At 70.9% G+C, this 21549-nt stretch carries 19 protein-coding genes and 1 pseudogene; 7 read left to right on the top strand and 13 right to left on the bottom strand.

Features of this window, described 5'->3' with window-relative positions; genetic code table 11:
• Window positions 1-119 precede the first annotated feature (119 nt).
• The 8 genes and pseudogenes from ACH34W_RS05335 to ACH34W_RS05300 form a co-directional block, all read right to left on the bottom strand.
• Window positions 120-1058 carry an LLM class F420-dependent oxidoreductase gene (locus ACH34W_RS05335; protein WP_395959564.1) on the bottom strand — a complete coding sequence of 313 codons (939 nt, stop codon included), beginning with the start codon at window positions 1056-1058 and terminating at the stop codon, window positions 120-122.
• A gap of 18 nt (window positions 1059-1076) precedes the next feature.
• The gene (locus ACH34W_RS05330; RefSeq protein WP_395959563.1) at window positions 1077-1730 is read right to left on the bottom strand and encodes a response regulator; all 654 of its coding nucleotides are present in this window, start codon (window positions 1728-1730) and stop codon (window positions 1077-1079) included.
• 49 nt (window positions 1731-1779) lie between these two features.
• Window positions 1780-3012: a sensor histidine kinase gene (locus ACH34W_RS05325; RefSeq protein ID WP_395960048.1), complete on the bottom strand. Its 1233-nt coding sequence runs from the start codon at window positions 3010-3012 to the stop codon at window positions 1780-1782.
• Window positions 3013-3104: 92 nt separating this feature from the next.
• The gene (locus tag ACH34W_RS05320) at window positions 3105-5126 is read right to left on the bottom strand and encodes a cytochrome c oxidase assembly protein (protein ID WP_395959562.1); all 2022 of its coding nucleotides are present in this window, start codon (window positions 5124-5126) and stop codon (window positions 3105-3107) included.
• Complete coding sequence (locus tag ACH34W_RS05315; RefSeq protein WP_395959561.1) at window positions 5119-5748, bottom strand: copper resistance protein CopC; 630 nt, start codon at window positions 5746-5748, stop codon at window positions 5119-5121. Before ACH34W_RS05315 ends, ACH34W_RS05320 begins: the two co-directional genes overlap by 8 nt.
• Window positions 5749-5839: 91 nt before the next feature.
• Complete coding sequence (locus tag ACH34W_RS05310; protein ID WP_395959560.1) at window positions 5840-7456, bottom strand: AMP-binding protein; 1617 nt, start codon at window positions 7454-7456, stop codon at window positions 5840-5842.
• Between the two features lie 114 nt (window positions 7457-7570).
• Window positions 7571-8887, bottom strand: coding sequence for a tetratricopeptide repeat protein (locus ACH34W_RS05305; protein WP_395959559.1), 1317 nt, complete (start codon window positions 8885-8887; stop codon window positions 7571-7573).
• 26 nt (window positions 8888-8913) lie between these two features.
• Window positions 8914-9216 (bottom strand): annotated as a pseudogene (locus ACH34W_RS05300) (PucR family transcriptional regulator); the annotation flags it as partial.
• Window positions 9217-9312: 96 nt separating this feature from the next.
• On the opposite strand from ACH34W_RS05300, the gene uraH reads away from it, so the two are divergent.
• A complete protein-coding gene (gene uraH, locus ACH34W_RS05295) occupies window positions 9313-9642 on the top strand; it encodes a hydroxyisourate hydrolase (RefSeq protein ID WP_395959558.1) in 330 nt (109 codons plus the stop codon).
• Window positions 9643-9663: 21 nt separating this feature from the next.
• Here uraH and ACH34W_RS05290 read toward each other — a convergent pair whose 3' ends face one another.
• Window positions 9664-10212 carry a MauE/DoxX family redox-associated membrane protein gene (locus ACH34W_RS05290; RefSeq protein WP_395959557.1) on the bottom strand — a complete coding sequence of 183 codons (549 nt, stop codon included), beginning with the start codon at window positions 10210-10212 and terminating at the stop codon, window positions 9664-9666.
• A 183-nt stretch (window positions 10213-10395) separates the two neighbouring features.
• Between ACH34W_RS05290 and ACH34W_RS05285 the strand changes: the two genes are divergently transcribed.
• From ACH34W_RS05285 to ACH34W_RS05265, 5 genes are all read left to right on the top strand, one after another.
• Complete coding sequence (locus tag ACH34W_RS05285; protein WP_395960047.1) at window positions 10396-11565, top strand: glycerate kinase; 1170 nt, start codon at window positions 10396-10398, stop codon at window positions 11563-11565.
• Window positions 11566-11746: 181 nt separating this feature from the next.
• Complete coding sequence (ald, locus tag ACH34W_RS05280; RefSeq protein ID WP_395959556.1) at window positions 11747-12898, top strand: alanine dehydrogenase; 1152 nt, start codon at window positions 11747-11749, stop codon at window positions 12896-12898.
• Window positions 12899-12917: 19 nt separating this feature from the next.
• Window positions 12918-13511: a histidine phosphatase family protein gene (locus ACH34W_RS05275; protein ID WP_395959555.1), complete on the top strand. Its 594-nt coding sequence runs from the start codon at window positions 12918-12920 to the stop codon at window positions 13509-13511.
• 94 nt (window positions 13512-13605) lie between these two features.
• Window positions 13606-13902: a metal-sensitive transcriptional regulator gene (locus ACH34W_RS05270; RefSeq protein ID WP_395959554.1), complete on the top strand. Its 297-nt coding sequence runs from the start codon at window positions 13606-13608 to the stop codon at window positions 13900-13902.
• A gap of 155 nt (window positions 13903-14057) precedes the next feature.
• A complete protein-coding gene (locus ACH34W_RS05265) occupies window positions 14058-15596 on the top strand; it encodes an MDR family MFS transporter (protein WP_395959553.1) in 1539 nt (512 codons plus the stop codon).
• A 21-nt stretch (window positions 15597-15617) separates the two neighbouring features.
• On the opposite strand, the gene ACH34W_RS05260 is transcribed toward ACH34W_RS05265, so the two are convergent.
• The 4 genes from ACH34W_RS05260 to ggt all read right to left on the bottom strand — a co-directional run bounded on the left by ACH34W_RS05260 (window position 15618) and on the right by ggt (window position 19259).
• Window positions 15618-16469, bottom strand: a complete 852-nt coding sequence (locus ACH34W_RS05260; protein WP_395959552.1) for an oxygenase MpaB family protein — start codon at window positions 16467-16469, stop codon at window positions 15618-15620.
• A 110-nt stretch (window positions 16470-16579) separates the two neighbouring features.
• Complete coding sequence (locus ACH34W_RS05255) at window positions 16580-16993, bottom strand: hypothetical protein (RefSeq protein ID WP_395959551.1); 414 nt, start codon at window positions 16991-16993, stop codon at window positions 16580-16582.
• A complete protein-coding gene (cutA, locus tag ACH34W_RS05250) occupies window positions 16993-17355 on the bottom strand; it encodes a divalent-cation tolerance protein CutA (RefSeq protein ID WP_395959550.1) in 363 nt (120 codons plus the stop codon). The genes ACH34W_RS05255 and cutA overlap by 1 nt, the downstream gene beginning before the upstream one ends.
• A gap of 47 nt (window positions 17356-17402) precedes the next feature.
• Window positions 17403-19259: a gamma-glutamyltransferase gene (gene ggt, locus ACH34W_RS05245; protein ID WP_395959549.1), complete on the bottom strand. Its 1857-nt coding sequence runs from the start codon at window positions 19257-19259 to the stop codon at window positions 17403-17405.
• Window positions 19260-19479: 220 nt separating this feature from the next.
• Here ggt and ACH34W_RS05240 point away from each other — a divergent pair, with 220 nt between their 5' ends.
• Entirely contained in the window at window positions 19480-21474 is a 1995-nt protein-coding gene (locus ACH34W_RS05240; RefSeq protein WP_395959548.1) for an amino acid permease, read from the top strand.
• Window positions 21475-21549 lie beyond the last annotated feature (75 nt).

Raw genomic sequence — 21549 nt, 5'->3', positions numbered from 1 at the left:
ATCGTTGGGCAACTCCCTCTCGTCTCATTTGTAACTAGTCCCTGGTAAACGAGGCGTAAGCGGGGCTTGAGGATCCGGCCGGTTAAGCCAGAACCAAGATCACGACCACCGCCGGGCGGTCACCTGAGCCGTTCGATCACTGGGCCGAAGGTGTCCATGAACGACCCGTGCACGGTGACGTACGAGAAGCCGTACCGCTCCCGCCGCTCCCGCAGTTGCTCGGCCATCTGCTCTTCGGTGCCGATGAGCAGGTAGGGCGTCTCCAGGATCTCGTCGGCTGTGAGGTAGGGCAGCTTCTGAACGCCCATCTCCTCCGCCACGGCCCGGCGGTCGTCCGTGACCACCACGAACTGGACGAGCAGGTTCCATTCGAGGGCGTCCACGCGTCCGCCCGCGTGCTCTCGGACGAAACGCACCCGCTCGTCGGCCTGCTCGGCGGTGCCCAGCAGGAACGTCCCCGGCGGCTCGCCCTTGGCCTGGTAGGTCCCGGCGACGCCGACGATGTCGGCGTGGTCGGCGGCCAGCTCGAGGACGGTGTCGCCCGTCCCGCCGATGAGCAATGGCGGGCCCGACCCGCCGAACCCGGTCCGCTGCTCCGGGGCGAGATCGGCCAGCCCGAACGCCTTTTTCACCGCCCTCTGCTGCTCGAAGCCGGGCCGGGCGAAGAGGCGGCGCAGTTCCTCGATCATCTCGGCCAGCCGGTCCACCCGGGCGCCGAACGGCTGCCAGGCGATGCCCGCCTCGTCGAACTCCCACTTCATGTGACCCGCGCCGAGGCCGATCTCGACCCGCCCGCCGGTGAGCCGGTCGGCGGTCGCGATCTCCCGGGCGAGCAGATGCGGATTCCAGAACGGCACGTTCAGCACGAGCGTGCCGACCCGCATCCGGTCGGTGGCGTCCGCCGCCGCGACCATCGTGGTGAACGGCGCCGCAGTGCCCAGGTGGTCGGCGGCGAGCGCGACGTCATAGCCGAATCCCTCCGCGCGGCGGCAGCGCTCGACGAAGTCCGCCCGCGACCGCACGTCGACGACGTTGAAGCCGAATCGGAAGTCCCTCATGCCGTTCATACTTCCGGATCAGCCCGGTGTGATGAAGCCCGTCTCGTACGCGAAGATCACGGCCTGGGTCCGGTCCCGGGCCTGGAGCTTGCCCAGCACGTTGCCGACGTGGGTCTTGACCGTCTGCGGGCTGACGAACAGCTCCGTGGCGATCTCGGCGTTCGAGTGCCCCTTGGCCATCAGCCGCAGCACGTCGGCCTCGCGTTCGGTGAGCTGGGTGTGCCAGCGCACGCCGCCCCCGCTCCCCGCGCCGCTGCCGTGTGTGGCGGCCAGCGACCGGATCGCGGCCGGGAACAACAACGTGTCGCCGTGCGCCACCATGCGGATGGCCTGGAGGATCTCCTCGGGCCGCGTCCGCTTGAGCAGGAACCCGCTGGCACCGGCCTTGAGCGCGTCGTAGACGTACTCGTCGTTCTCGAACGTCGTGACGACGATGACCCGGGGCGGCGTGGCCGAGCTCTCCATGATGCGCCGGGTCGCCTGGATGCCGTCCAGCTTGGGCATCCGCACGTCCATCAGGATCACGTCGGGGTCCAGCCGCTTCACCTCGGCGGGCACGTCGGCGCCATCGGCTGCCTCGCCCACCACGGTGAGGTCGGGCTCGGCGTTGATGATGGCGGCCAGACCGGCGCGGATGAGCCGCTCGTCGTCCACCAGAAGCACTCGGACCATCCTCCAGCCCCCACCCTCCACCTTCAAAGGACAAGCTGCGCTTGCAGCCTCATGATCCCGACCTTAGGGGCAGCGACACCGCGACGCGCCACTGGCCGTCGTCCGGGCCCGCGGTCACGTGGCCGCGCAGCACGGTCACCCGTTCGCGGATGCCGTCCAGACCACGGCCGCCGCTGTGGTGGCCGGCGGACGCGCCGTCCAGCGGATTGCTCACCTCGACCTCCAGCCGGTCGTCGCCGATCGTGATGCGCAGCCGCACCGGCACCTTGCCTGCGTGACGCAGCGCGTTGGTCAGGGCCTCCTGGACGATCCGGTAGACCTCGCGCGACACCGCGGGAGGCACGTGCTCGATGCCCTCGTCCACTTCGGCGTCGAGTTTCACGCCCGCGATCCGGGTCTGCTCCAGCAGGCGGTCCACGTCCTTGAGGGTGGCTTGCGGGGCGGTACGTGGCGAGGCGTCCTCGCGCAGCAGGCCCAGCACGTGGTCGAGGTCCTCCAGCGCGGACCGCGCCGACTCCTCGATCGCGCTGAGCGCCTCACGGGCGAACGCGGGGTCGGTGTCGAGCACCCGCCCGGCCGCCCCGGCCTGCAGGGTGACCACGCTGAGCGCGTGCCCCACCGAGTCGTGGAGCTCGCGCGCCAGCCGGTTGCGTTCGGCCAGCTTCACGGCCTTGGTCTCCAGCTCGGCCAGCCGCTCGGACGGCGTCGGGCCGAGGAAGACCGGGGCGAGCCGGCTCAGGGTCTCCCCCGCCGCGATGATGAGCGCGAGGAGCACGAACACCATCAGCAGCCCGGCAGGGGGGCCGAGCCACTCCCACGAACTGTGCTTCCAGTCGTGCAGGGGCGACTCCTTGTCGGCCGTGTACTTGCCGCCGAGGAACGGGAAGAAGAGCAGCGCGAGTGCGAACGGCGGGATCGCCAGGCTCATCGCGGCGATCACCACGCCGGCGTGCAGGTGCAGGCTGAACCACGCACCAGCGCGCACCCGGGACTCCCAGGTGTCCGGCGGCCTCGCGTTCAGCTCGCTGCTCGCGCCGCGGAGCAGTTCCCTGGCCGCCACGCTCTCCAGCGGGCGCACGGTCGGGACCAGCCCGGTGACGAAGGCAGCGAAGATCGGCACGATGAGCACCACCACGCCGGCGACCCAGTCGTCGGGCACGAACGGGACGAACCCCACGAGCAGCATGCCGAGGAACCAGTAGGGCATGAGCAACGCGCCACCCACGACGAGATACGACCACCGCCGCCAGGTGGTCTTGTCGGTGACGCGGCGCAGAACCATGGACACACCACGATCCTTACAGATCACCCGGAACTGGTACTCCCCCGCAGGTCCGGCACAGTGTCCCCCGTGGTTCCCCCGTACGGGTGAGGTCAGGCCTTGCGGCTCTGGTCGTCCTTCTCTGCGAGCTTGGCCAGCCGCGCGTTGTAGGCCGCCAGCTCGTCGTCCTCCTGCTGTGCCTCCGCGGCGGCGGCCCGGTCGGCCTTGCGGTCCAGCCGCTTGGCCTGCCGCTGGTCGTCGAAGTACCACTGGAACGCCAGCACGACCAGCACGATGAACGTGGGTATCTCGCCGAAGCCCCAGGCGATGGCGCCGCCGGTGTGCTGGTCCTTGATGACCGACGTACCCCAGGGCGGGTTCACGGCGGTGTACCAGGCCTGGGCGAGCGGCTGCCCGAGGTTCATCAGCGCGAGGCCGAAGAACGCGTGGAACGGCATCGTCACGAACAGCAGCAGGATGCGGCCCGGGTAGGGCAGCTTCTTGGGCGCGGGGTCGACGCCGATCAGCACCCAGAAGAACAGCGTCCCCGAGAGCAGGAAGTGGATGCTCATCGCGATGTGCCCGAGGTGGTTGCGCATCGCGCCCTCGAACAGCGACGTGAAATACAGCGTGAACGTGCTCGCCACGAAGATCACCGTGGCCACGGCCGGATGCGCGACGACCGCGGTGACCCTGCTGTGCAGGGCGACGGTCAGCCACTCGCGCGGCCCGCGGTCGCCCCGGACCTTCGCGGGCTTGAACGCGCGCAGCGCCAGCGTCACCGGCGCGCCCATGACCAGGAAGATCGGCGACAACATCGACAGCACCATGTGCTGGACCATGTGCACGCTGAACAGCACCTGCGCGTAGCGCCCAACGCCGGTCTCGGTGACCGCCACGATGGTCAGCAGCCCGATGAACCAGGAGACGGTCCGCCCCACCGGCCAGGCGTCGCCGCGCCGCCGCAGCCGGATCACGCCGGCCAGGTACAGCCCGCCCAGCACGACCACGAGCACGGCGAAGAAGAAGTCGAACGTCCACATGGACGCCAGCCGCCCCGGCGTGATCTCGGGTGGCATCTCGTACCCGGTGAGGGCCTTGATCCGGGACTCCTCGGTCTCCGGCGCGGGCGGCGCGGTGCGCGCCAGCGCCACCGCGAGCCCCATCGTCGCGGCCATCACCACGGCCTCGACGCCGGCGAGCCGGGTGAACGCCAGCGGTCTGCGCTCGGCCACGGCGGGGAGCGTGCGCTCCCGGTGCCACCAGCCGAACCAGCCGAGCACCACGAAGAAGGCGATCTTGCCGAGCGCCAGCCGCCCGTAGTCGGTGCTCAGCAGCTCCGCCGGGTCGGGCAGCCGGGCGATCACGTTCACCAGCCCGCTGGCGCCGACGGTGATGTAACACCACAGGGCCATCCGGCTGAACCGGTCGGCCATGATGTCCAGCTTGTCGCGCTTGGTCAGCGCGTGCACGACCAGCACCCCGAGCCCGCCGACCCACGGCACCACGGCCGCGACGTGCAGCGCGACCCCCGTGACGGCCACCGAGTGGTTGGCCGCCGAGGCCGCGTGCCCCGTCAACGGCGGCGGCAACAAGGCGACCATCGCCATGACGAGCAGCCCGAACGCCGCGCCGGGCGTGGCCGCGGTCCGGGCCAGCAACGCGACGACGACCGCGAGGAGCACCACCAGCATCAGCGCGGTGCCCTGCGGAAGCTGGCCCACATAGCTGCTGAGCTCGCTCCCGGTGACGACCTGGCCCACCGGCTCGCCGAGGACGTCGGCGACCGTGAAGATCAGCGTTCCGGCGGCCGCCGTGGCCCACGCGGCGGCGACCCACGAGCCGGCCCGCAGATAGCCCACGGCGTCGTCAGAGAGCGTCGCCACCCGCCCGCCGCTGATCGGCAACAACACGGCGGCCGCCAGCAGCGCGCCCACCGTCACGGCGGCGCACAGGTTCATCAGCAGGCGGGAGACCGGCAACCCCCAGCGCGTGACCACGCCGGCGTCGCCCAGCCCCGGGATGATCTTCTCCGCCACCGCCCCGCCGAGCACCAGCCCGGCGACCAGCGTGCCGACCGCCGCCGCGAAGGCGACCACGGCGACCCGCAGGATGCCCAGCGTGCCCTTATTCACCGCCCGCCCCGTGCTTGCTCTTGGCCCGGAACACGATGCCGACCCCGATGCCGATGCCGATCAGCACCCCGATCACGATCATGATCCACGTGGCCCCGCCGGAGTTGGACTCCTTCGCGGCCTTCTCCGTCTTCTCCGTCTTCTCCGCCTTGAACGTCGGTGGGTCGGTCATGGCCTGCGCGGTGGTCGGCATGGCGGTCTCGGACGTGTCGCCGCCCTGCTGGGCCCCGGTGAGCTGCTCGCCCTCCGTCGCGGTGAACGTGAGGTCGTCCTTCCCGATCCGGTGCCCGTCCTCACCCACCACCGCGTACGCCACGGTGTAGTCCCCGGCCGGGAGAGCACCGTTCAGCTTCTGCGTGACCTTGGGCCCGGACCGCGTGGCCTCCCCGGACTGGAACTCCTTGCCCTTACCGTCCTTGACCAGCACCTTCGCCATTCTGATCGTGTCGCTGAAGACCAGTTCGACCTGGCTCACCCCGGCGGCCGTGGCGCCCTTCCCCGGCGTGCTGCTGATCAGCCGGGTATGCGCCAGCGCAGGCGTGGCGAAGACCCCGCCGAAGAAGAGGAGCAGTGCGATGACGAGACCGGCGCGCCAGGCCCGCACGCGGAGTGTGGTGATCATAGGAGGCCGACATTCTCCAGTAAGGGATTGAAGCCACCCACACCCTACTGAGACTCCGCCATGGGTGCGCCGCGGGGCGAGAACAGGCCGGTTACAGGGTGCTCAGGATGTGGGTGCGGCCGTGGGACTCGAACTCGGCGCGGAGGGCCTTGGCGCGGGCCGAGTCGAGGGGCTCGTAGGCCAGGGCGCGGCCGGGACGGTGCCAGATGGGGTCGGCGGCCTCCCATCGGTCGCGGCGGAGGGGACGCTTGTCGACCTTGCCGGTGGCGGTGAGCGGCATGGAGCCGACGACGCGGACGAACCGCGGGGCCCATTTGGTGCCCAGATCGGGCTGGGCCGCCAGGAAGGCGGCGAAGGCCTCGGCGTCGAACGGGGTGTTGAGTTCGAGGGCGGCCATGACCTGGTCGCCCGTGCGCGGGTCCGGCACGGGGTAGACGGCGCACATGACGACGGCGGGCCAGCGGGAGAGGATGCGTTCGACCGGGGCGGCCGCGAAGTTCTCGCTGTCCACCCGGAGCCGGTCGGCACCGCGTCCGGCGAAGTAGAAGAAGCCCTTCTCGTCGCGATAGCCGAGGTCGCCGCTCCAGTACTTGCCGTCCCGGACCCGTTCGGCGTCCGCCTCGGGGTTCTTGTAGTAGCCCTCGAACGCCGACGCGACGTTCAGGCCGACGATCTCGCCGATGGCGTCGGTGTTGAGGAGCCCGTTGTGGTCGTCGAAGCGGGCACGGGGGCACTCGGCGCCGGTCTCGGGATCGAGGATGGCCACCTCGATGCCCGGTTGGGGCAGCCCGAGTGCGTCCGGGGGTGTCTCGGGCGTCTTCTGCATGGAGATGGCGCCCTCGCTGGAGCCATAACCCTCGATGATGTGGCAGGCGAAGCGGGTGCTGAAACGGGCCATGTCCTGGGCGGAGGCTTCGGTGCCAAAACAGGCTTGGAGGGTGTTGTCGGCGTCGGAGGGTTGCTCCGGGGTGGCCAGGATGTACGCGAGGGCACGGCCGACGTAGTTGAAGTACGTGACGCCGAACTTCCGCACGTCGGGGAGAAATCCGGAGGCGGAGAACTTCCGGCGCAGCGCCACGGTGGCCCCCGCGTGCACGGCCATCGCGAAGTTGGCCATGACCGCGTTGCCGTGGAAGAGCGGCATCGCGACGTAGGTGACGGAGTCGCGGGTGATGCCCATCCTCGCGGACATCACCGCGATTGCGGCGAGCCTGCCCTGACCGCAGGCCACCGCCTTGGGCGCTCCGGTGGAGCCGGAGGTGAAGAGGAGCAGCAGCCGGTCCCGGGGGTCGGCCGGGACCGGCTGGGCGGGGGGCGGCAGGGCGTTCCGGTATGCCGGAGTATCGATCAGGAGCAGGCTTTTGGCGCCGGTGTCCAGACCTTTGAGAAGCTCGGCGTGAACGGTGTCGGTGACGATGAGGTCACAGTCGGTGTGACGGATGTCGGTCGCGAGCTCTTGACCGCGCCGGGTGGGGTTGATGCCCACGACCGTGGCCCCTGCGAGGGTCGCCGCGCCGATCCAGAAGACGTACTCCGGCACGTTCTCCAGCAGGACGCCCACGTGCGTGCCGGGTGACAGCAGCCCGGCGCGGCGCCGGGCCGCGGTCACGACCTCGGCCCAGGTGAACGACTCGTCCTCGAAGCGCAGCCCGACATGGTCGTCGTCGGCGCGCGCCAGCACCAGATCCGCGAAGGTCACGATCGCCACCCGGCGAGCGTGTCACCCAAGCGATCGCTTGGTCAAGCCCCTGGTGCGTTCCTCAAAGCCGGCGCCATGCCCCTGGACGCCCGACCCCTAGACGCCCGCGCAGGTGAGCACGCCCTAGACGCCCGCGCAGGTGAGGGCGCGGCGGTAGGCGGCCATCCGGGGCTCCGGCGGGGCGCCCGTCTCGGCGAGAAGCTCAGCGAGGTCGAACCAGGCCTGGGCGGCCTCCCGGGAGGACTCCATCTCCTCCAGATGGGTCGCGGCGCGGGTGAGCACGTCGATGGCGCGGTCGCGGCGGCCGAGGCGCACGCACGCCTCGCCCAGGACGGTGAGGGCCCAGGCGGTGGCGCGGCGCGGGGCGTCGCCGAGGAGGTCGAGCGCCTGCTCGGCCAGCTCGGCCGCCTCGGCGGGACGGCCGAGCGCGATCTCGGCGCGGGCCAGCTCGGTCAGGCACCAGGCGACGTCGATCTCCCCGGCGGCGCTGGCGTTGATCTCGCCGCGCACCCGGGTCAGCAGGTCGTGGGCGCGGCTCGCCTGGTCGGGCCTGGCCCGCAGCAGCAGCCCCGCGTAGGCGATCCGGAGCCGGTGCAGGTTGCGCGGGTCTGCGCTCAACCCGCCCTCGGGCTCCTCGCCCGCCAGCACGAGCGCGCGCTCGGCGAGGGCGACGCCCTCCTCGTACTCGCCGCGCACCTCGGCGACGTAGGCGGCCTCCCAGTAGGCGGCCATGCGGGCGCGCGGGCTGCCGATCCGCTCGGAACGTTCGATCAGCTGCCCGGCGAGCTGGCGGGCGCGCACCAGGTCACCGCGTTCGATGAACGCGGCGAGCAGCCCGGCGCCCAGGTGCACGGCCGCGTCGGTCGAGTCGGCGCCGATCGCGATGAGGTGCCGCAGCGCCTCCTCGGCGACCTGCACGCTGGCACTGATGTCGCCGCGTTCACGCAGGCACCGGCTGAGCGCGACGTGCACCTTGGACCAGTGGTCGAGATCGGCGTCGGCGGAGGCCTCGGCGGTCAGCGCGCGCAACCCGGCGATCGCCTCCTCCAGCTCGCCCGCCGCCTCCAGCGCCAGGGCGTGGCCCCAGCGTGCCTGGTGCAACATCTCCGGCAGCGCGACCGCGTCGGCGTTGGCCAGGACCTCGGCGAAGCGCGCCCGCGCCTCGGCGGCCGCGCCGTTCTGCAGGGCGATCTCGGCGTAGTCGAGCGTCACCCTGAGCTCGTCGACGACGTCCTCGCTGACACCGCTGACCAGGTACGTCGGTGAGCAGCTCAGCTTGGTGGCGAGCAGCTCGATGACACTCGGTGCGGGCACCCGCTTGTCGCTCTCGATCAGCGAGATGTAGCTGTCGGAGAGCTCCGGGAAGGCCAGCTGAGCCTGGCTGACGCCCTGCCGGATACGGAGCGCCCGTATGCGCTGCCCCAGTGTCTCGCGATCCATCGTGTGACCACCCGTCTACCACGTACTCACCGCTGCGTCGCGCGCAGGGCGAGGAAGAAATCGACTCGATCTTCCAGTGTGCCGAGATCCCGCCCGGTAAGTTCCTCGATTCGGCGGATCCGGTACCGAAGCGTGTTCACATGGACATGCAGCCGCGTCGCGGTGCGGCTCCAGGAGCCCGAGCAGGCCAGGAACATCTCCAGCGTGTGCACGAGATCGGCTCGCTTGTCGGAGTCGTACTCCTCCAGCGGCCCCAGCAGGCGGTCCCGGAACGACCAGCGCACCCGCTCCGGCACGGACGCCAAGAGCAGCGCGTACGAGTCGACTTCCCCGACCAGCTCTCGCAGCTCTCGCATTCGCACCCCGGCAGGCTATACAGGGCGTCCCCTCCCAGTACAGAAGGGGTGCCTGCTGTACTTGGACGCATGAGTCTGTCCACTCACGTCCTCGACACCCACCGCGGGCGCCCTGCCGCCGCGGTTCCGGTCCGACTCGACCACTACGACGGGGATACCTGGCAGCCCGTCGCGGATGGTGTGACCGATGACGACGGCCGCTGGACGGCCCTCAAAGACTCGCCGCAGACAGGGACGTATCGCCTGAGATTCGGTACCGGCCCGTACTTCACGGGACTCGGCGTCGCGACCTTCTATCCCGAGGTGTGCGTCATCTTCGCGGTGTCCGACAGCGGAACGCGCCAGCACGTGCCCTTGCTGGTCAGCCCCTACGGCTACTCCACGTACCGCGGCAGCTGATCTCTGAACGAGGGCGGCGCCTCAGCGGGCGTTCGGAGCCACGAAGAGCTCGTACAGGTCGTCCAGGCGGATCACGAGCAGCGCGACCACGGCCACCGCGCCGGCCGTTATCACCATTCCGGCAAGCGGTGGCGAGCCCGCGGCTGACGCTGCGACCAGACCAGCCACCGCCGCGCAGATCAGCAGCACGTTGCGCACGACGTGCCGCCAGCCGATGGGGGCCGTGCTCGCGCCGAAGCACCGGCACGAGGTGCTCACCCCGGCGCGCAACGCGGTCACCATGGCCACACTGAACGCGCCGAGCAACAATGCCGCGACCCCCAGCCCGGCGGCGGCCGTGACCGGGAACAGGACCAGCAGCGCGGCCGCGGCCTCCGTGGCGACGACCACGCGCCCGGTCCAGGTCGCGGCCGGCCGGCTCACCTCGCGGCGGCGCAGGGCCGCGCCGAGCAGGATGCGGGTCGTCCGGGTGAACTCGGCGAACGCCGCGCGACCGCGCACCTTGCCGAAGGCCGAGACGACGAAGATCAGGCAGATCAGGCCACGGGCCCCGAACGCGACGTACTCCACCAGATGATCATGAGCCGCGGCCGGGACGGGAGTCAAGAGCTGGGGATCCGGTTCCTCATGTACTCCAATTTGAACCTGCGTACTCCGATTTGAACGTCGCCGATGAAGTTCTGGGTGTCAAATAGTGCCGTCATGGCGTAAGCAGAAGGTAGGGCCTTACCCCCCTGCGTGAAAGGCTGGCAGTTGGTGTCCGCGGACAATCCCCCCGATCCGCCCCCGCGCGGTCACGTACTGCTCGCGCCGGACAGGTTCGCGGGGACGCTCACCGCGCCCGAGGTGGCCCGCCACCTCGCCATCGGGCTGCGCCGCGCCCGGCCCGCGGTGCCCGTGGTCGAGCTGCCGGTCGCCGACGGCGGGGACGGCACCGCCGAGGCCGCCGTCGTGGCGGGCTACCGGCGCGTCGAGGTCGAAGTGTGCGGGCCCACCGGCCGTCCCGTGACCGCCTCCCTGGCGCTCGACGGCCACACCGCGGTGGTCGAGCTGGCCCAGGCCTCCGGGTTGCGGCGGCTGCCCAACGGCAAGCCGCAGCCGCTCACCGCGACCAGCCTGGGCACCGGGCAGATGGTGGCGCACGCGCTGCGCCTGGGGGCGCGGCGCATCGTGCTGGGCCTCGGCGGCGGCGCGTGCACGGACGGCGGCGCGGGCCTCGTCCAGGGCCTCGGCGGCCGGCTCCTGGACGCCACGGGCAAGGACCTCCCGCCGGGCGGGGCCGCGCTTCGTTCACTGCACGCCCTGGATCTTCGCGCGATGCCCGACCTGTCCGGCGTCTCGATCGTCCTCGCGGGCGACGCCGTCGACCCGCTCCTCGGGCGCAACGGCGCTGCCGCCTCCGGCCCCCGTAAAGGGGCGAGCCGGGACGAGGTACGGATTCTCGACGCGGGCCTGCGCCGCTGGGCCGATCTGGCCGAGGCGGCGTCCCGCAGACCCACCCGTGACCGGCCCGGCGCGGGCGCGGCCGGGGGCGTCGGGTTCGCTGCCCTCGCGTTCCTCGGCGCCCGGTTCGAACCGGGCATCGCCCTGCTGCTCGACCTGCTGGGGTTCGCCGAGAAAGCCCGTGGCGCGCGGCTGGTCGTCACCGGTGAGGGGACGCTCGACGTCCAGACGCTGCGCGGCAGGCCGTCGGTCGGGGTGGCCAGGGCCGGGGCGCGCGCCGACGTGCCGGTGGTGGCCGTGGCCGGACGGCGCGGGCTGACCGGTGAGCAGCTCCGGCGGGCCCGTATCCAGGCCGCCTACGTGCTCACTGACATCGAGCCGGACAGCGATCGGTGCAAGCGCCAGGCGGGCCCGCTGCTCGAACAGCTCACCGTCGCCATCGCCGACGAATGGCTGCCGCCGCGAGGCCCGCACGATTGATCTGCGGGGCTTTACATCTTGTTAGGAATGCGGGGAATGCCTATACACGTTGAAGATGGCAGGAGCAGGCCGCCACACCGCACGCTGTAGGCGTACGTGCAGGGCAGGCGTACATGCAGGCGTGCATCCTGGTCCCTTCCCTGGTCAACGATGATCAAGGGCACCGTCGTCGGAGGACATTGTGAAGGTCGGCGTTCCGCGCGAGATCAAGAACCACGAATACCGGGTGGCCATCACCCCGGCGGGAGTGCACGAGCTCACCCGTCACGGGCATGACGTGTTCGTCGAGCGTGGGGCGGGCCTGGGCTCCCAGATCCCGGACGAGGACTTCGCCGCGGCCGGGGCCAAGATCCTGGACGGGCCGGACGAGGTCTGGGCCGAGGGCGAGCTGGTCCTCAAGGTCAAGGAGCCCATCGCCGACGAGTTCCACCGGATGCGCCGCGGCCAGACCCTCTTCACCTACCTCCACCTCGCCGCCTCGCGGGAGTGCACCGACGCGCTGCTCGAGTCCGGGGTGACCGCCATCGCCTACGAGACGGTCCAGCTGCCCAACCGCTCGCTTCCCCTCCTGGCCCCCATGTCCGAGGTGGCCGGGCGGCTCGCCCCGCAGGTGGGTGCCTACAACCTGATGCGCTTCAACGGCGGCCGCGGTGTGCTGCCGGGCGGCGTGCCGGGTGTCGCCCCGGCCAAGGTCGTCGTCATCGGAGGCGGGGTCTCTGGTCTCAACGCCGCCCAGATCGCCGTCGGGATGGGCGCTGACGTCACGATCCTGGACGTCAACGTCGACCGGCTCCGCCACATCGACGCGATCTACCAGGGCCGCCTCAAGACCCTGGTGTCGAACGCCTACACCGTCGAGCAGGAGGCCCGCGCCGCCGACCTGGTGATCGGCGCCGTGCTGATCCCGGGCGCGAAGGCCCCGACGCTGATCTCCAACACGCTGGTCGCGCACATGAAGCCCGGCTCGGTGCTCGTCGACATCGCGATCGACCAGGGCGGCTGCTTCGAGGACTCCCGGCCCACCACGCACGCCGACCCCACCTACAAGGTGCACGAGTCGGTGTTCTACTGCGTGGCCAACATGCCGGGCTCGGTGCCCAACACCTCGACGTACGCGCTGACCAACGTCACGCTCCCGTACGCCGTGGCGATCGCCGACAAGGGCTGGCAGGACGCACTCCGCGCCGACCCCGCGCTGGCGCTCGGCCTCAACACCCACAACGGCCGCCTGACCTACGACCATGTCGCCGAGGCGCACGGCCTCCCGTTCACACCTGTCTCCGAAGTCCTCTCTGTTTCCGAAGCCCCCGCTGCTTCTGAAGCCCCCGCTTGACCGCCGTACAGTGGCCCGCATGGGGGAACTGATCATCCTGCGGCACGGCGAGACCGAGTGGAGCCGGGACCGGCGCCACACAGGCCGGACCGACCTCCCGCTCACCGCGCGCGGTGAGGATCAGGCCCGCGCGGTGGCACCGCTGGTCGCGGCGCGGCATCTCGTCCGCGTCGTCGCCAGTCCGGCTGAACGCGCCGTGCGGACGGCCGGGCTCGCCGGGCTGACGGTGAACGACGTCGATTCCGATCTCTGGGAGTGGGACTACGGCGGCTACGAGGGCATCACCAGCGCCGCGATCCGCGAAGAGCGGCCGGGCTGGTACCTCTGGGACGACGGGGTGATCCCCGGCGACGCCGGCCATCCGGGCGAGACCGTCGAGCAGGTCGGCAAACGCGCCGACGCGGTGCTGGCGCGCGTCCGGCCGCTGCTGGGAGACGGCGACGTGGCCCTGGTCGCGCACGGGCACGTGCTGCGCGTCCTCACCGCGCGCTGGCTGGAGCTGGAGCCCGCCAAGGGACGGCTGTTCGCGCTGGACACCGGCACGGTCTCCGCGCTCGGCACCGAGCACGGCCGCCCGGTCATCACCTCGTGGAACGTCCCACCGCCGGTCTGAGCGGGTAGGATACCCCCTGGGGGGTTACTCTCTCCAGCGAGTGTTCGTGGGAAGGCCCCGACGGAAGGCCCCCCGACGGAAGGCGAGGACGACGATGGCGACCGAGACTCCGACCCGCGGCTACACCGCCACCAAGGACCAGCTCCAGACCCGGCTGCGCCGGATCGAGGGCCAGGTCCGCGGCATCGAGCGGATGGTCGAGGACGACCGCTACTGCATCGACGTCCTGACCCAGATCAGCGCCATCCAGGCGGCGCTCGACAAGGTCGCGCTCGGGCTGCTGGACGGGCACGTGCGGCACTGCGTGGCCGAGGGCGCCGAAGAGGGCAAGGGCGAACTGATGTCCACCGAGCTGATGGCCGCGGTGGGCCGCCTCATGCGCCGCGGTTGACCTTGTGGCGAGGTTGACCTGTGGCGCGGTTGACCTTGTGGCACGGTGACCTTGGGGCGCGGTTGACCTTGTAGCACGGCCCGCTCCGTGGTCTGCTGTGGAGGAGCGGGATCGGGGGACCGGGACAGCCGACGTCTCGACGAGGGGCCTTCGCCATGGCCGACACAACGCCTGCCAAAACGCCACCGCCTGCCGGGCAAGCCGCCGCGCCGGCTCCGCCCGAACGGCTCGACCGCACGATCATCGTGCTCGGGCTGGTCATCGTGTCGGGCAACATCATGGCGATCCTCGACACGACGATCGTCAACGTGGCCCTGGAACGGCTCGGCCAGGACCTCGACTCCGGGCTCGCCACGATCCAGTGGGTCATCACCGGTTACCTGCTGGCGCTGGGGTCGGTCATCCCGCTGACCGGCTGGGCGATCGACCGGTTCGGTACCCGCCGGGTGTGGATGACCTCGATCCTGCTCTTCGTGGCCGGCTCGGTGTTGTGCGGCGTCGCCTGGAACATCGGCAGCCTCATCGCCTTCCGGGTCGTGCAGGGGCTCGGCGGAGGCATGCTCATGCCCGCCGGGATGTCGATCCTGATGATGGCCGCCGGCCCGCACCGGATGGGCAGGGTCATGAGCATCGTCGGCGTCCCGATGCTCCTCGGCCCGGTGCTCGGACCGGTCCTGGGCGGCTGGCTGGTCGAGGTCAACTGGCGCTGGATCTTCTTCGTCAACCTGCCGGTCGGCATTCTTGCCCTCACGCTGGCCTGGTGGAAGGTCCCCGACGAACGCGGCGCGGACGGGGCGTCGGCGCTGGACCTGCGCGGTCTGCTCCTGTTGCCGCCGGGCTTCGCGCTGCTGATTTACGGGCTCTCCACGGCGGGCGGGGAGGGCGGGTTCGGCAAGCCGTCGACCATCGCCTGGCTCGTGGCCGGCGCCGTGTTCATGGTGCTCTTCGTACTCCACAGCCTGGACCGCCGGGAGAAGGCGCTGATCGACGTGCGGCTGTTCGCCGACCGCACGTTCGCGGCGGCGGCCGTCGCCGTCTTCTTCGTCGGCATCTCCCTGCTCGGTGCGCTCCTGCTGCTGCCGCTCTACTTCCAGGTGGCGCGCGGGGAGGAGGCGCTGGCCACCGGCCTGCTGCTGGTGCCGCAGGGCCTCGGCGCCGCCTGCGCCATGCCGATCGCGGGCCTGGTCACCGACAAGTTCGGGGCCGGACGGATCGTCCCGGCCGGGATCGTGCTCCTCGTGGTCGGCACGATCCCGTTCACGATGCTCGACGCGGGCACCTCCTACTGGTGGCTCGGCGCCGCGCTCTTCGTCCGCGGGCTGGGCCTGGGCTGCACGATGATGCCGACGATGTCGGCGGCCCTGACCACGCTGACCAAGTCGGCGGTCCCCCGGGCGACCAGCTCGCTGAACATCATCCTGCAGCTCGGCGGCTCGTTCGGCGCCGCGCTGCTCGCGGTGGTGCTCTCCAACCAGCTGCGGTCGAACCTGCAGGTGGCTGCGCCGGGCGGCGGGGGCGAAGGCCGGATCGGCGAGATCCCCGACGAGATCAGGGAGCGGTTCGGGCCGATGCTGGCGGAGTCGTTCAGCCACACGTTCTGGGTCGCGCTCGGCCTGACCGCCGTCCTCATCGTGCCGGCGTTGCTCCTCCCCCGGAAGGGCACCGGCGGCGGAGGCCCACCGCCGATGGCCTAGCGGGTACGGCAGGGCTGGGCGTCAGGACGCTATCGACCAGGTGTTGACGGCCTCTTGGTGCTCTCGGGTGAGCTCACGCGCGCGCTTGGCGTCCGGCGAATACCGGATCCGTTGCGGGAGGACGTGCGTGGTGCGGTAGAGGCCCTTGAGGGTCAGCGTCGCGGCGAGATCCGAGGTGGGGAGGCCCGGCAGCCCGTACATCCGGCGGGCCCAGCGCGGCAGCGTGGCGACGACCAGCATCCCGATGCCCGGGGCCGCCAGCTTGAGCGGCAACATCTGCCGGGGCACGTTCGGGTTGAACATGCGGCGCAGGCCCACACGGGCCTCCTTGCACGCCCAGAGGTGCGGGCGCATCCCCTCGTAGTAGTCCCTCATCTCCGCGACCGTGGCGGGGACGTCTGCGGGATCGAGGCCGACCACCTCGGCGGCCCGCCGCTGCTCGTCCACGAACCGGTCGGCGTCGGCGTCCGACAGCGGCACCCCGGCGCGGCGTGCGACGTCCAGGTAGGAGTCGACCTCGCCCATGTGCACCCAGAGGAGGTTCTCCGCTTCGTCGATGCGGAAGGTCTCGCCGGTGCGCATGTCGAGCCCGGTCAGCTTGGAGTGCAGCTTGCGGATCCGGCGGCCGACGCGGTCGACCTCCTCGTGCGTGCCGTAGGTGCGGACGCGCACGAACTCGACGGTCCGGCCGAGCCGCGCCCAGGCGGCCTGCGGGTCCATGAGCTCGGAGTTCTGCGCGGTCCCCCACATCGACCGGGGATGGAGCGCCTGTAGCAACAGGGCCCGCACACCGCCGACCATGAGCACCGGCTCGCCCATGACCCGCCAGGTCACCGAGCCGGGCCCGAACAGCCCGTAGTCCTCGTCACACACTGGTCCGCCTTTCTCCGAAGCCGAAGAGAACCACACCACCCCGAAGTAATTAAAGACTTATTGCCCAGATATGACCTGCGTCACACAGTCGTCACACAGGTGCGGGCCGGTCAGCGGTCGGCGAGGCGGACGACGAAACGCTGACCCGACCACGTCTGGTCCACCGCGCAGACCTTGTTGTCGACCATCCCGGTGGCCAGCCCGTACTCGCGGACGACGTCGTCGGACAGGTCGGTGGCGACCCCGCTCGACTTCTTCGGCCAGGCGATCCAGAGCCCGCCCGCCGTGTCGAGCCGCTTGCGCAACGTGTCGTACCGGCGCTCCAGCGTGGCGAGATCAGGGCAGAACGCCAGGATCACGTCGTACGGGTCGCGGCCGGACGGGCGGCGGTGCAGGACCACGCCGGCCGGAAGCGGGTCCAGCTCGAAGCCGTCGGGGGCGTCGACCATCAGCACCCGGTGCTCGGCCTTGATGCCCAGCTTCCGGGGCAGCGGGGTACCCGAATAGCCGGCCTGCGCGGCCATCAATCGACCGCCGCGTCGTCGACGGCCTCATCCTCCTCGGCCGGCTCGGTCTGCTCGGACAGCCAGGCGAGGTAGTCCATGCTGCCCGCCACCACGGGGGTCGCGATGATCTCCGGGGTGTCGTAGGAGTGCCCGTCGGTGATGAGGCTCGCCAGCTCGTCGAACCGGTCGGCGGTGGTCTTGAAGACGACCATCCACTCCTCGGCGTGCTCGATCTCGCCCTCCCACCAGTAGGTGCTGGCGAGGGGGCCGACGAGCTGCGCGCACGCGGCGAGCCGGTCGGTGACCGCCGACCTCGCAAGCTCGGCCGCCTCCGCCCGCGAGTCGGTGGTCGTGGTCACCTGTACGTACGCCTGCGCCATGGCAAGCTCCTTCCCCCACAACCGATCGTAGTCGCGGCGTTGGCCGCTTACCTGGCGGGACGCACGACGAGCGCGGCGCCGCCGCCGCGGCGGACCGGCTCCGCGACCGCCTGCACCAGTCCGGGACGCAGGAACTCCAGGCCGGTGGCGGCGCCGATGACGCCGACGGGCGGCCCCTGGAAGGGCTCCAGCCGGTGGCCGCGGGCGGCGAGGGCCTGGCCGTACTGCGTGATGAACGCCTGCTCGGCGAAGACCGCCGGGGTGTTGCGCTGGGTGGCGCGCGGCGCGGCCAGGGCCGTGGGCAGGTCCATGCCGAGGTCGACCCGGTTGAGCAGGATCTGCAGCACGGTCGTGATGATCGTCGAGCCGCCGGGCGTGCCCACCGCGAGCATCGGGCGGCCGTCCTTCAGCACGACCGTCGGCGCCATGCTGCTCCGCGGGCGCTTGCCCGGTCCCGGCAGGTTGGGGTCGGGCGCCGCGCCGGGTGCGGGCGGCTGCAGGCTGAAGTCGGTGAGCTCGTTGTTGAGCAGGAAGCCGCGGCCCGGCACCGTCAGCCCGCTGCCGCCGAACTGCTCGATGGTGATGTTGTACGCCACGACGTTGCCCCACTTGTCGGCGACGACGAGGTGGGTGGTCTGCGGGCCCTCGTACGCCAGTGCGCGCGTCGACTGGCCCGGCGGGATGCACGGGGTGTAGCGGCCGTCGGGCGAGCCGGGCGCCACCGGGGCCTGGGCCGCCTGGCCGGGCTTGATCAGGCAGGCTCGCTCTCGGGCGAATCCGGTGGAGAGCAGCTCGTCCAGCGGCACGTCCACCTTTTCCGGGTCGCCGACGTACCGGCCTCGGTCGGCGTAGGCGAGCTTGCTCGCCTCCAGGTAGTAATGCAGGCTCCGGACCGGGTCCTTGGGCCCCAGCCGGAAGTTGCTCATGATGTTGAGCGCCTCGCCGACGGTGGACCCGCCGGACGAGGACGGCGGCATCCCGTACACGTCCAGCCCGCGGTAGGTGGCACGGGTGGGCTTCTTGGACAGTGCCTTGTAGGCGCGCAGGTCACGCGGCTCCATCAGGCCTGGGCGGACGTTGCGGGTGGACGCGGGGTCCACCGGCGGGCGCTTGACCGTCTGGACGACCTCACGGCCGAGCCCGCCCTCGTACAGCCAGCGCGGCCCGCGCTTGCCGAGCTCGCGGTAGGTGCGCGCCAGATCCGGGTTGCGGAACGTCGAGCCGACCTCCGGAAGCTTGCCGCCGGGCAGGAACAGGGCCCGGCTGGGCACGATGTCGCGGAACCGCCCCTCGTTGGTGGCGGTCTGGTCGCGGAACTCCTGGTCGACGACGAAGCCGCGTTCGGCGACCTTGATCGCGGGCTTGAGCAGCGAGCGCAGGTCGCGGCTGCCGAACCGGCGCAGGGCGAGCTCCCACTGCGCGACCGTGCCGGGCACGCCGACGCTCAGCCCGCTGGTGACGGCCTGCTCCGGCGGGATCGCGCGGCCCGTGGCAGGGTCGATGAAGGAGGTCTCGGTCATCGCGTTCGGCGCGGTCTCCCGGCCGTCCAGGGCGTAGACCTTGCGGGTCTTGGCGTCGAAGTAGGTCATGTAGCCGCCACCGCCGATGGCTGCCACGTAGGGCTCGGTCACGCCCAGCGTCGCGCTCGCCGCGACCGCCGCGTCCATCGCGTTGCCGCCCCGTTTGAGGACCTCGATGGCGGTGCGGCTCGCGTCCGGGTCGACCGTCGAGACCGCGCCCCCGTAGCCCGTGGCCACCGGCTGCCGCGACGGCGGAGCGGTCGGCGCCGTCGGCGCCTTCGTGGTTGTGGCGGCGGAAGCCGCTGGGAGCGGTGCGACGAGAGCGAGCGCGAGAGCCGGTAGGACGGCCGCCAAGGTACGCCGGTGTTTCGTGCTGGGGGACACGGAACCTCCTGGAATGCGCGACGCCCCCAACCGTCCCATCGATCTCTATCGGCCGCCAGCGCCCCGGCCAACCCCGGCCTCACGGGACCGCTTCCATATAGGAAGCACTGTCCGAATCGTGGGAAGACGTTGCGGTTTTACCTCTACGTGGTGAATTCTTAGGAACTTCAGCAAGCTCTGTCTCGCGAACAGCGGCGCGGGTTCAGGCCAAGGGACACCTATGACCTGGGACATCCGCATGCGTAACGACATGTTCCGACGGTTGCCGGTGGAGCAGGCGACCGGACAGCTGTACGGGGGCCGGCACCGGTTGCGCGTCGTCTACCGGACCCGAGACCTCATCGTGCTCGGCCTCGGCGTCATGATCGGCGCAGGGATCTTCAAGGTGGCGGGCCAGCAGGCGGTGAACAACGCGGGCCCAGCAGTGATCATCTCGTTCGCCGTGGCGGGGATGGTCTGCCTGCTGGCGGCGCTCTCGTACGCGGAGCTCTCCTCGATCATCCCGGTCGCCGGGAGCGCGTACTCCTTCAGCTACGTCGCGTTCGGCGAGGTGTGGGCCTGGGTCGTGGGCTGGTCGCTCATCCTCGAGCTCCTGCTCGCCACCTCCGTGCTGGCGCGCGCCTGGTCGCTCTACGCGACGCAGGCGCTCAGCGACTTCGCGGTCCCGATCCCGGAGCCGCTTGCCGGGATCATCGGCCAGGAGAAGGGGTTCGACCTCTTCGCGCTGCTGATCCTGCTCCTGGTCGTGGTGATGCTGGCCACCGGCAGCCGGCTGGGCCTGCGCACGCTCTGGTACATGGTCCTGGCCAAGCTGATCGTGCTCGGCCTTGTGATCGCGACCGGGCTGAAGTTCTTCGAGCCGGCCAACCTCACCCCTTTCGTGCCGCCCGCGCAGCCCGCACCGGACACCAGCAGCCAGACCGTCCTGGACGCGATCTGGGGCGGCATCACCGGTGGCAGCCCGCAGGTGTTCGGCGTCTGGGGCATCCTGGCCGCGACGCCCGCCATCGCGTTCGGCTACATCGGCTTCGACCTGATCGCCACCGCGTCGGAGGAGACCGAGGACGCCCCGCGCAAGGTGCCGCGCGGCATGATCGTCTCGCTGGCCGTCACGATCATCCTCTACATCGGCGTCGCCATCGCCATGATCGGCATGGTCTCCTACAAGAACCTGGATCCGAACAAACCGCTGCTGGCGGTGGCGTTCGGCAAGGTGGGCGCCGACTCCATGGGCAAGATCATCGACGTCGGCGTGGTGCTCGGGCTGACCACCGTCATCCTGGTGCTGGTCATCAGCCTGACCCGGGTGCTGTTCTCCATGGGGCGCGACGGCCTGCTCCCGCGCGGCGTCGCCCAGATGAGCCGCTTCAAGGTGCCGTCCCGCGCGACCCTGGTGGCCGGCGTCGCGGCGATCGTGATGTCGCAGACCCTGGACGTGCTCACGCTGGAGCAGATGGTCGTGATCGGAACGCTGTTCGCGTTCCTGTTCGTGGCGGCCGCGGTGCTGGCGCTCCGCCGGAACCGGCCCGACCTGCACCGCCCGTTCAAGGTCCCGACCGCCTCGCTGACCGTGCTGGTCACGATCCTGGCCGTCGGCTGGCTGATGCTCAATCTGCAGGTCCAGACGTGGAGTTACTTCGCGGTCTGGATGGCCATGGGGATGATCGTGTACGTCGTGTACGGGCGCCGCAAGAGCCAGCTGCGCGAACTGCTGGAGACGGCGGCCGCCGGCCCGCCGCTGATGCCCGCCGCCGCGCCGCTCGCAGCTCCCCCACCCGGCTCGCTCCCTCCGGCGGCCACGCCGGGAGGCACGCCGGTCGCCCGCTCGCAGACGACGGGCGCGTTCGCCGCCGACCCGTACCACTTCAGCGCGCGGCCGAGCGAGCCGTACCCAAGCGACCCGTACCCGAACGACCCGTATCAAGGTGATCCCTACTACCAGGGCGACTCTTATCCGAGCGATCCCTACCGTGACCCGCCGCGCCGGCACGGCCAGCAATCCCCGGAGCAGCATCCGACCGGCCAGTATCCGACCGGTCAGCCTCCCGCTGGCCAGTCCCTCACCGGCCGGTTCCCGTCCGGCCAGTACTCGTCCGATCCGTACCAGAGCGCCCCGCGCCGTCCCAGCCCGTACGACCCCTATGACCCGTACGCGGACGAGCCAGGCGACGAGAATCCGGACCCGCCGCCGACCGGTGGGCGGCATCGCCGCTAAAGCCCAGGCCAGCTGAAGCCCAGGCCAGAGGCCGTCTCCCTTGTGGGAGGCGGCCTCTGTTCCGTTTACGCGCGA

The sequence above is a fragment of the Actinomadura sp. 6N118 genome, assembly GCF_044326415.1.
Taxonomy (GTDB): domain Bacteria; phylum Actinomycetota; class Actinomycetes; order Streptosporangiales; family Streptosporangiaceae; genus Spirillospora.
The sequence above is the reverse complement of the archived record's forward strand: the minus strand, read 5'-3'. Positions and strand labels throughout refer to the sequence as shown.

Bases quoted from the DNA above. Each gene is read 5' to 3' on its own strand.
- ACH34W_RS05335 (WP_395959564.1), bottom strand. From the start codon at position 1,058: ATGAGGGACTTCCGATTCGGCTTCAACGTCGTCGACGTGCGGTCGCGG.
- ACH34W_RS05330 (WP_395959563.1), bottom strand. From the start codon at position 1,730: ATGGTCCGAGTGCTTCTGGTGGACGACGAGCGGCTCATCCGCGCCGGT.
- ACH34W_RS05325 (WP_395960048.1), bottom strand. From the start codon at position 3,012: ATGGTTCTGCGCCGCGTCACCGACAAGACCACCTGGCGGCGGTGGTCG.
- ACH34W_RS05315 (WP_395959561.1), bottom strand. From the start codon at position 5,748: ATGATCACCACACTCCGCGTGCGGGCCTGGCGCGCCGGTCTCGTCATC.
- ACH34W_RS05305 (WP_395959559.1), bottom strand. From the start codon at position 8,887: ATGGATCGCGAGACACTGGGGCAGCGCATACGGGCGCTCCGTATCCGG.
- uraH (WP_395959558.1), top strand. From the start codon at position 9,313: ATGAGTCTGTCCACTCACGTCCTCGACACCCACCGCGGGCGCCCTGCC.
- ACH34W_RS05275 (WP_395959555.1), top strand. From the start codon at position 12,918: ATGGGGGAACTGATCATCCTGCGGCACGGCGAGACCGAGTGGAGCCGG.
- ACH34W_RS05270 (WP_395959554.1), top strand. From the start codon at position 13,606: ATGGCGACCGAGACTCCGACCCGCGGCTACACCGCCACCAAGGACCAG.
- ACH34W_RS05265 (WP_395959553.1), top strand. From the start codon at position 14,058: ATGGCCGACACAACGCCTGCCAAAACGCCACCGCCTGCCGGGCAAGCC.
- ACH34W_RS05255 (WP_395959551.1), bottom strand. From the start codon at position 16,993: ATGGCCGCGCAGGCCGGCTATTCGGGTACCCCGCTGCCCCGGAAGCTG.
- cutA (WP_395959550.1), bottom strand. From the start codon at position 17,355: ATGGCGCAGGCGTACGTACAGGTGACCACGACCACCGACTCGCGGGCG.
- ACH34W_RS05240 (WP_395959548.1), top strand. From the start codon at position 19,480: ATGACCTGGGACATCCGCATGCGTAACGACATGTTCCGACGGTTGCCG.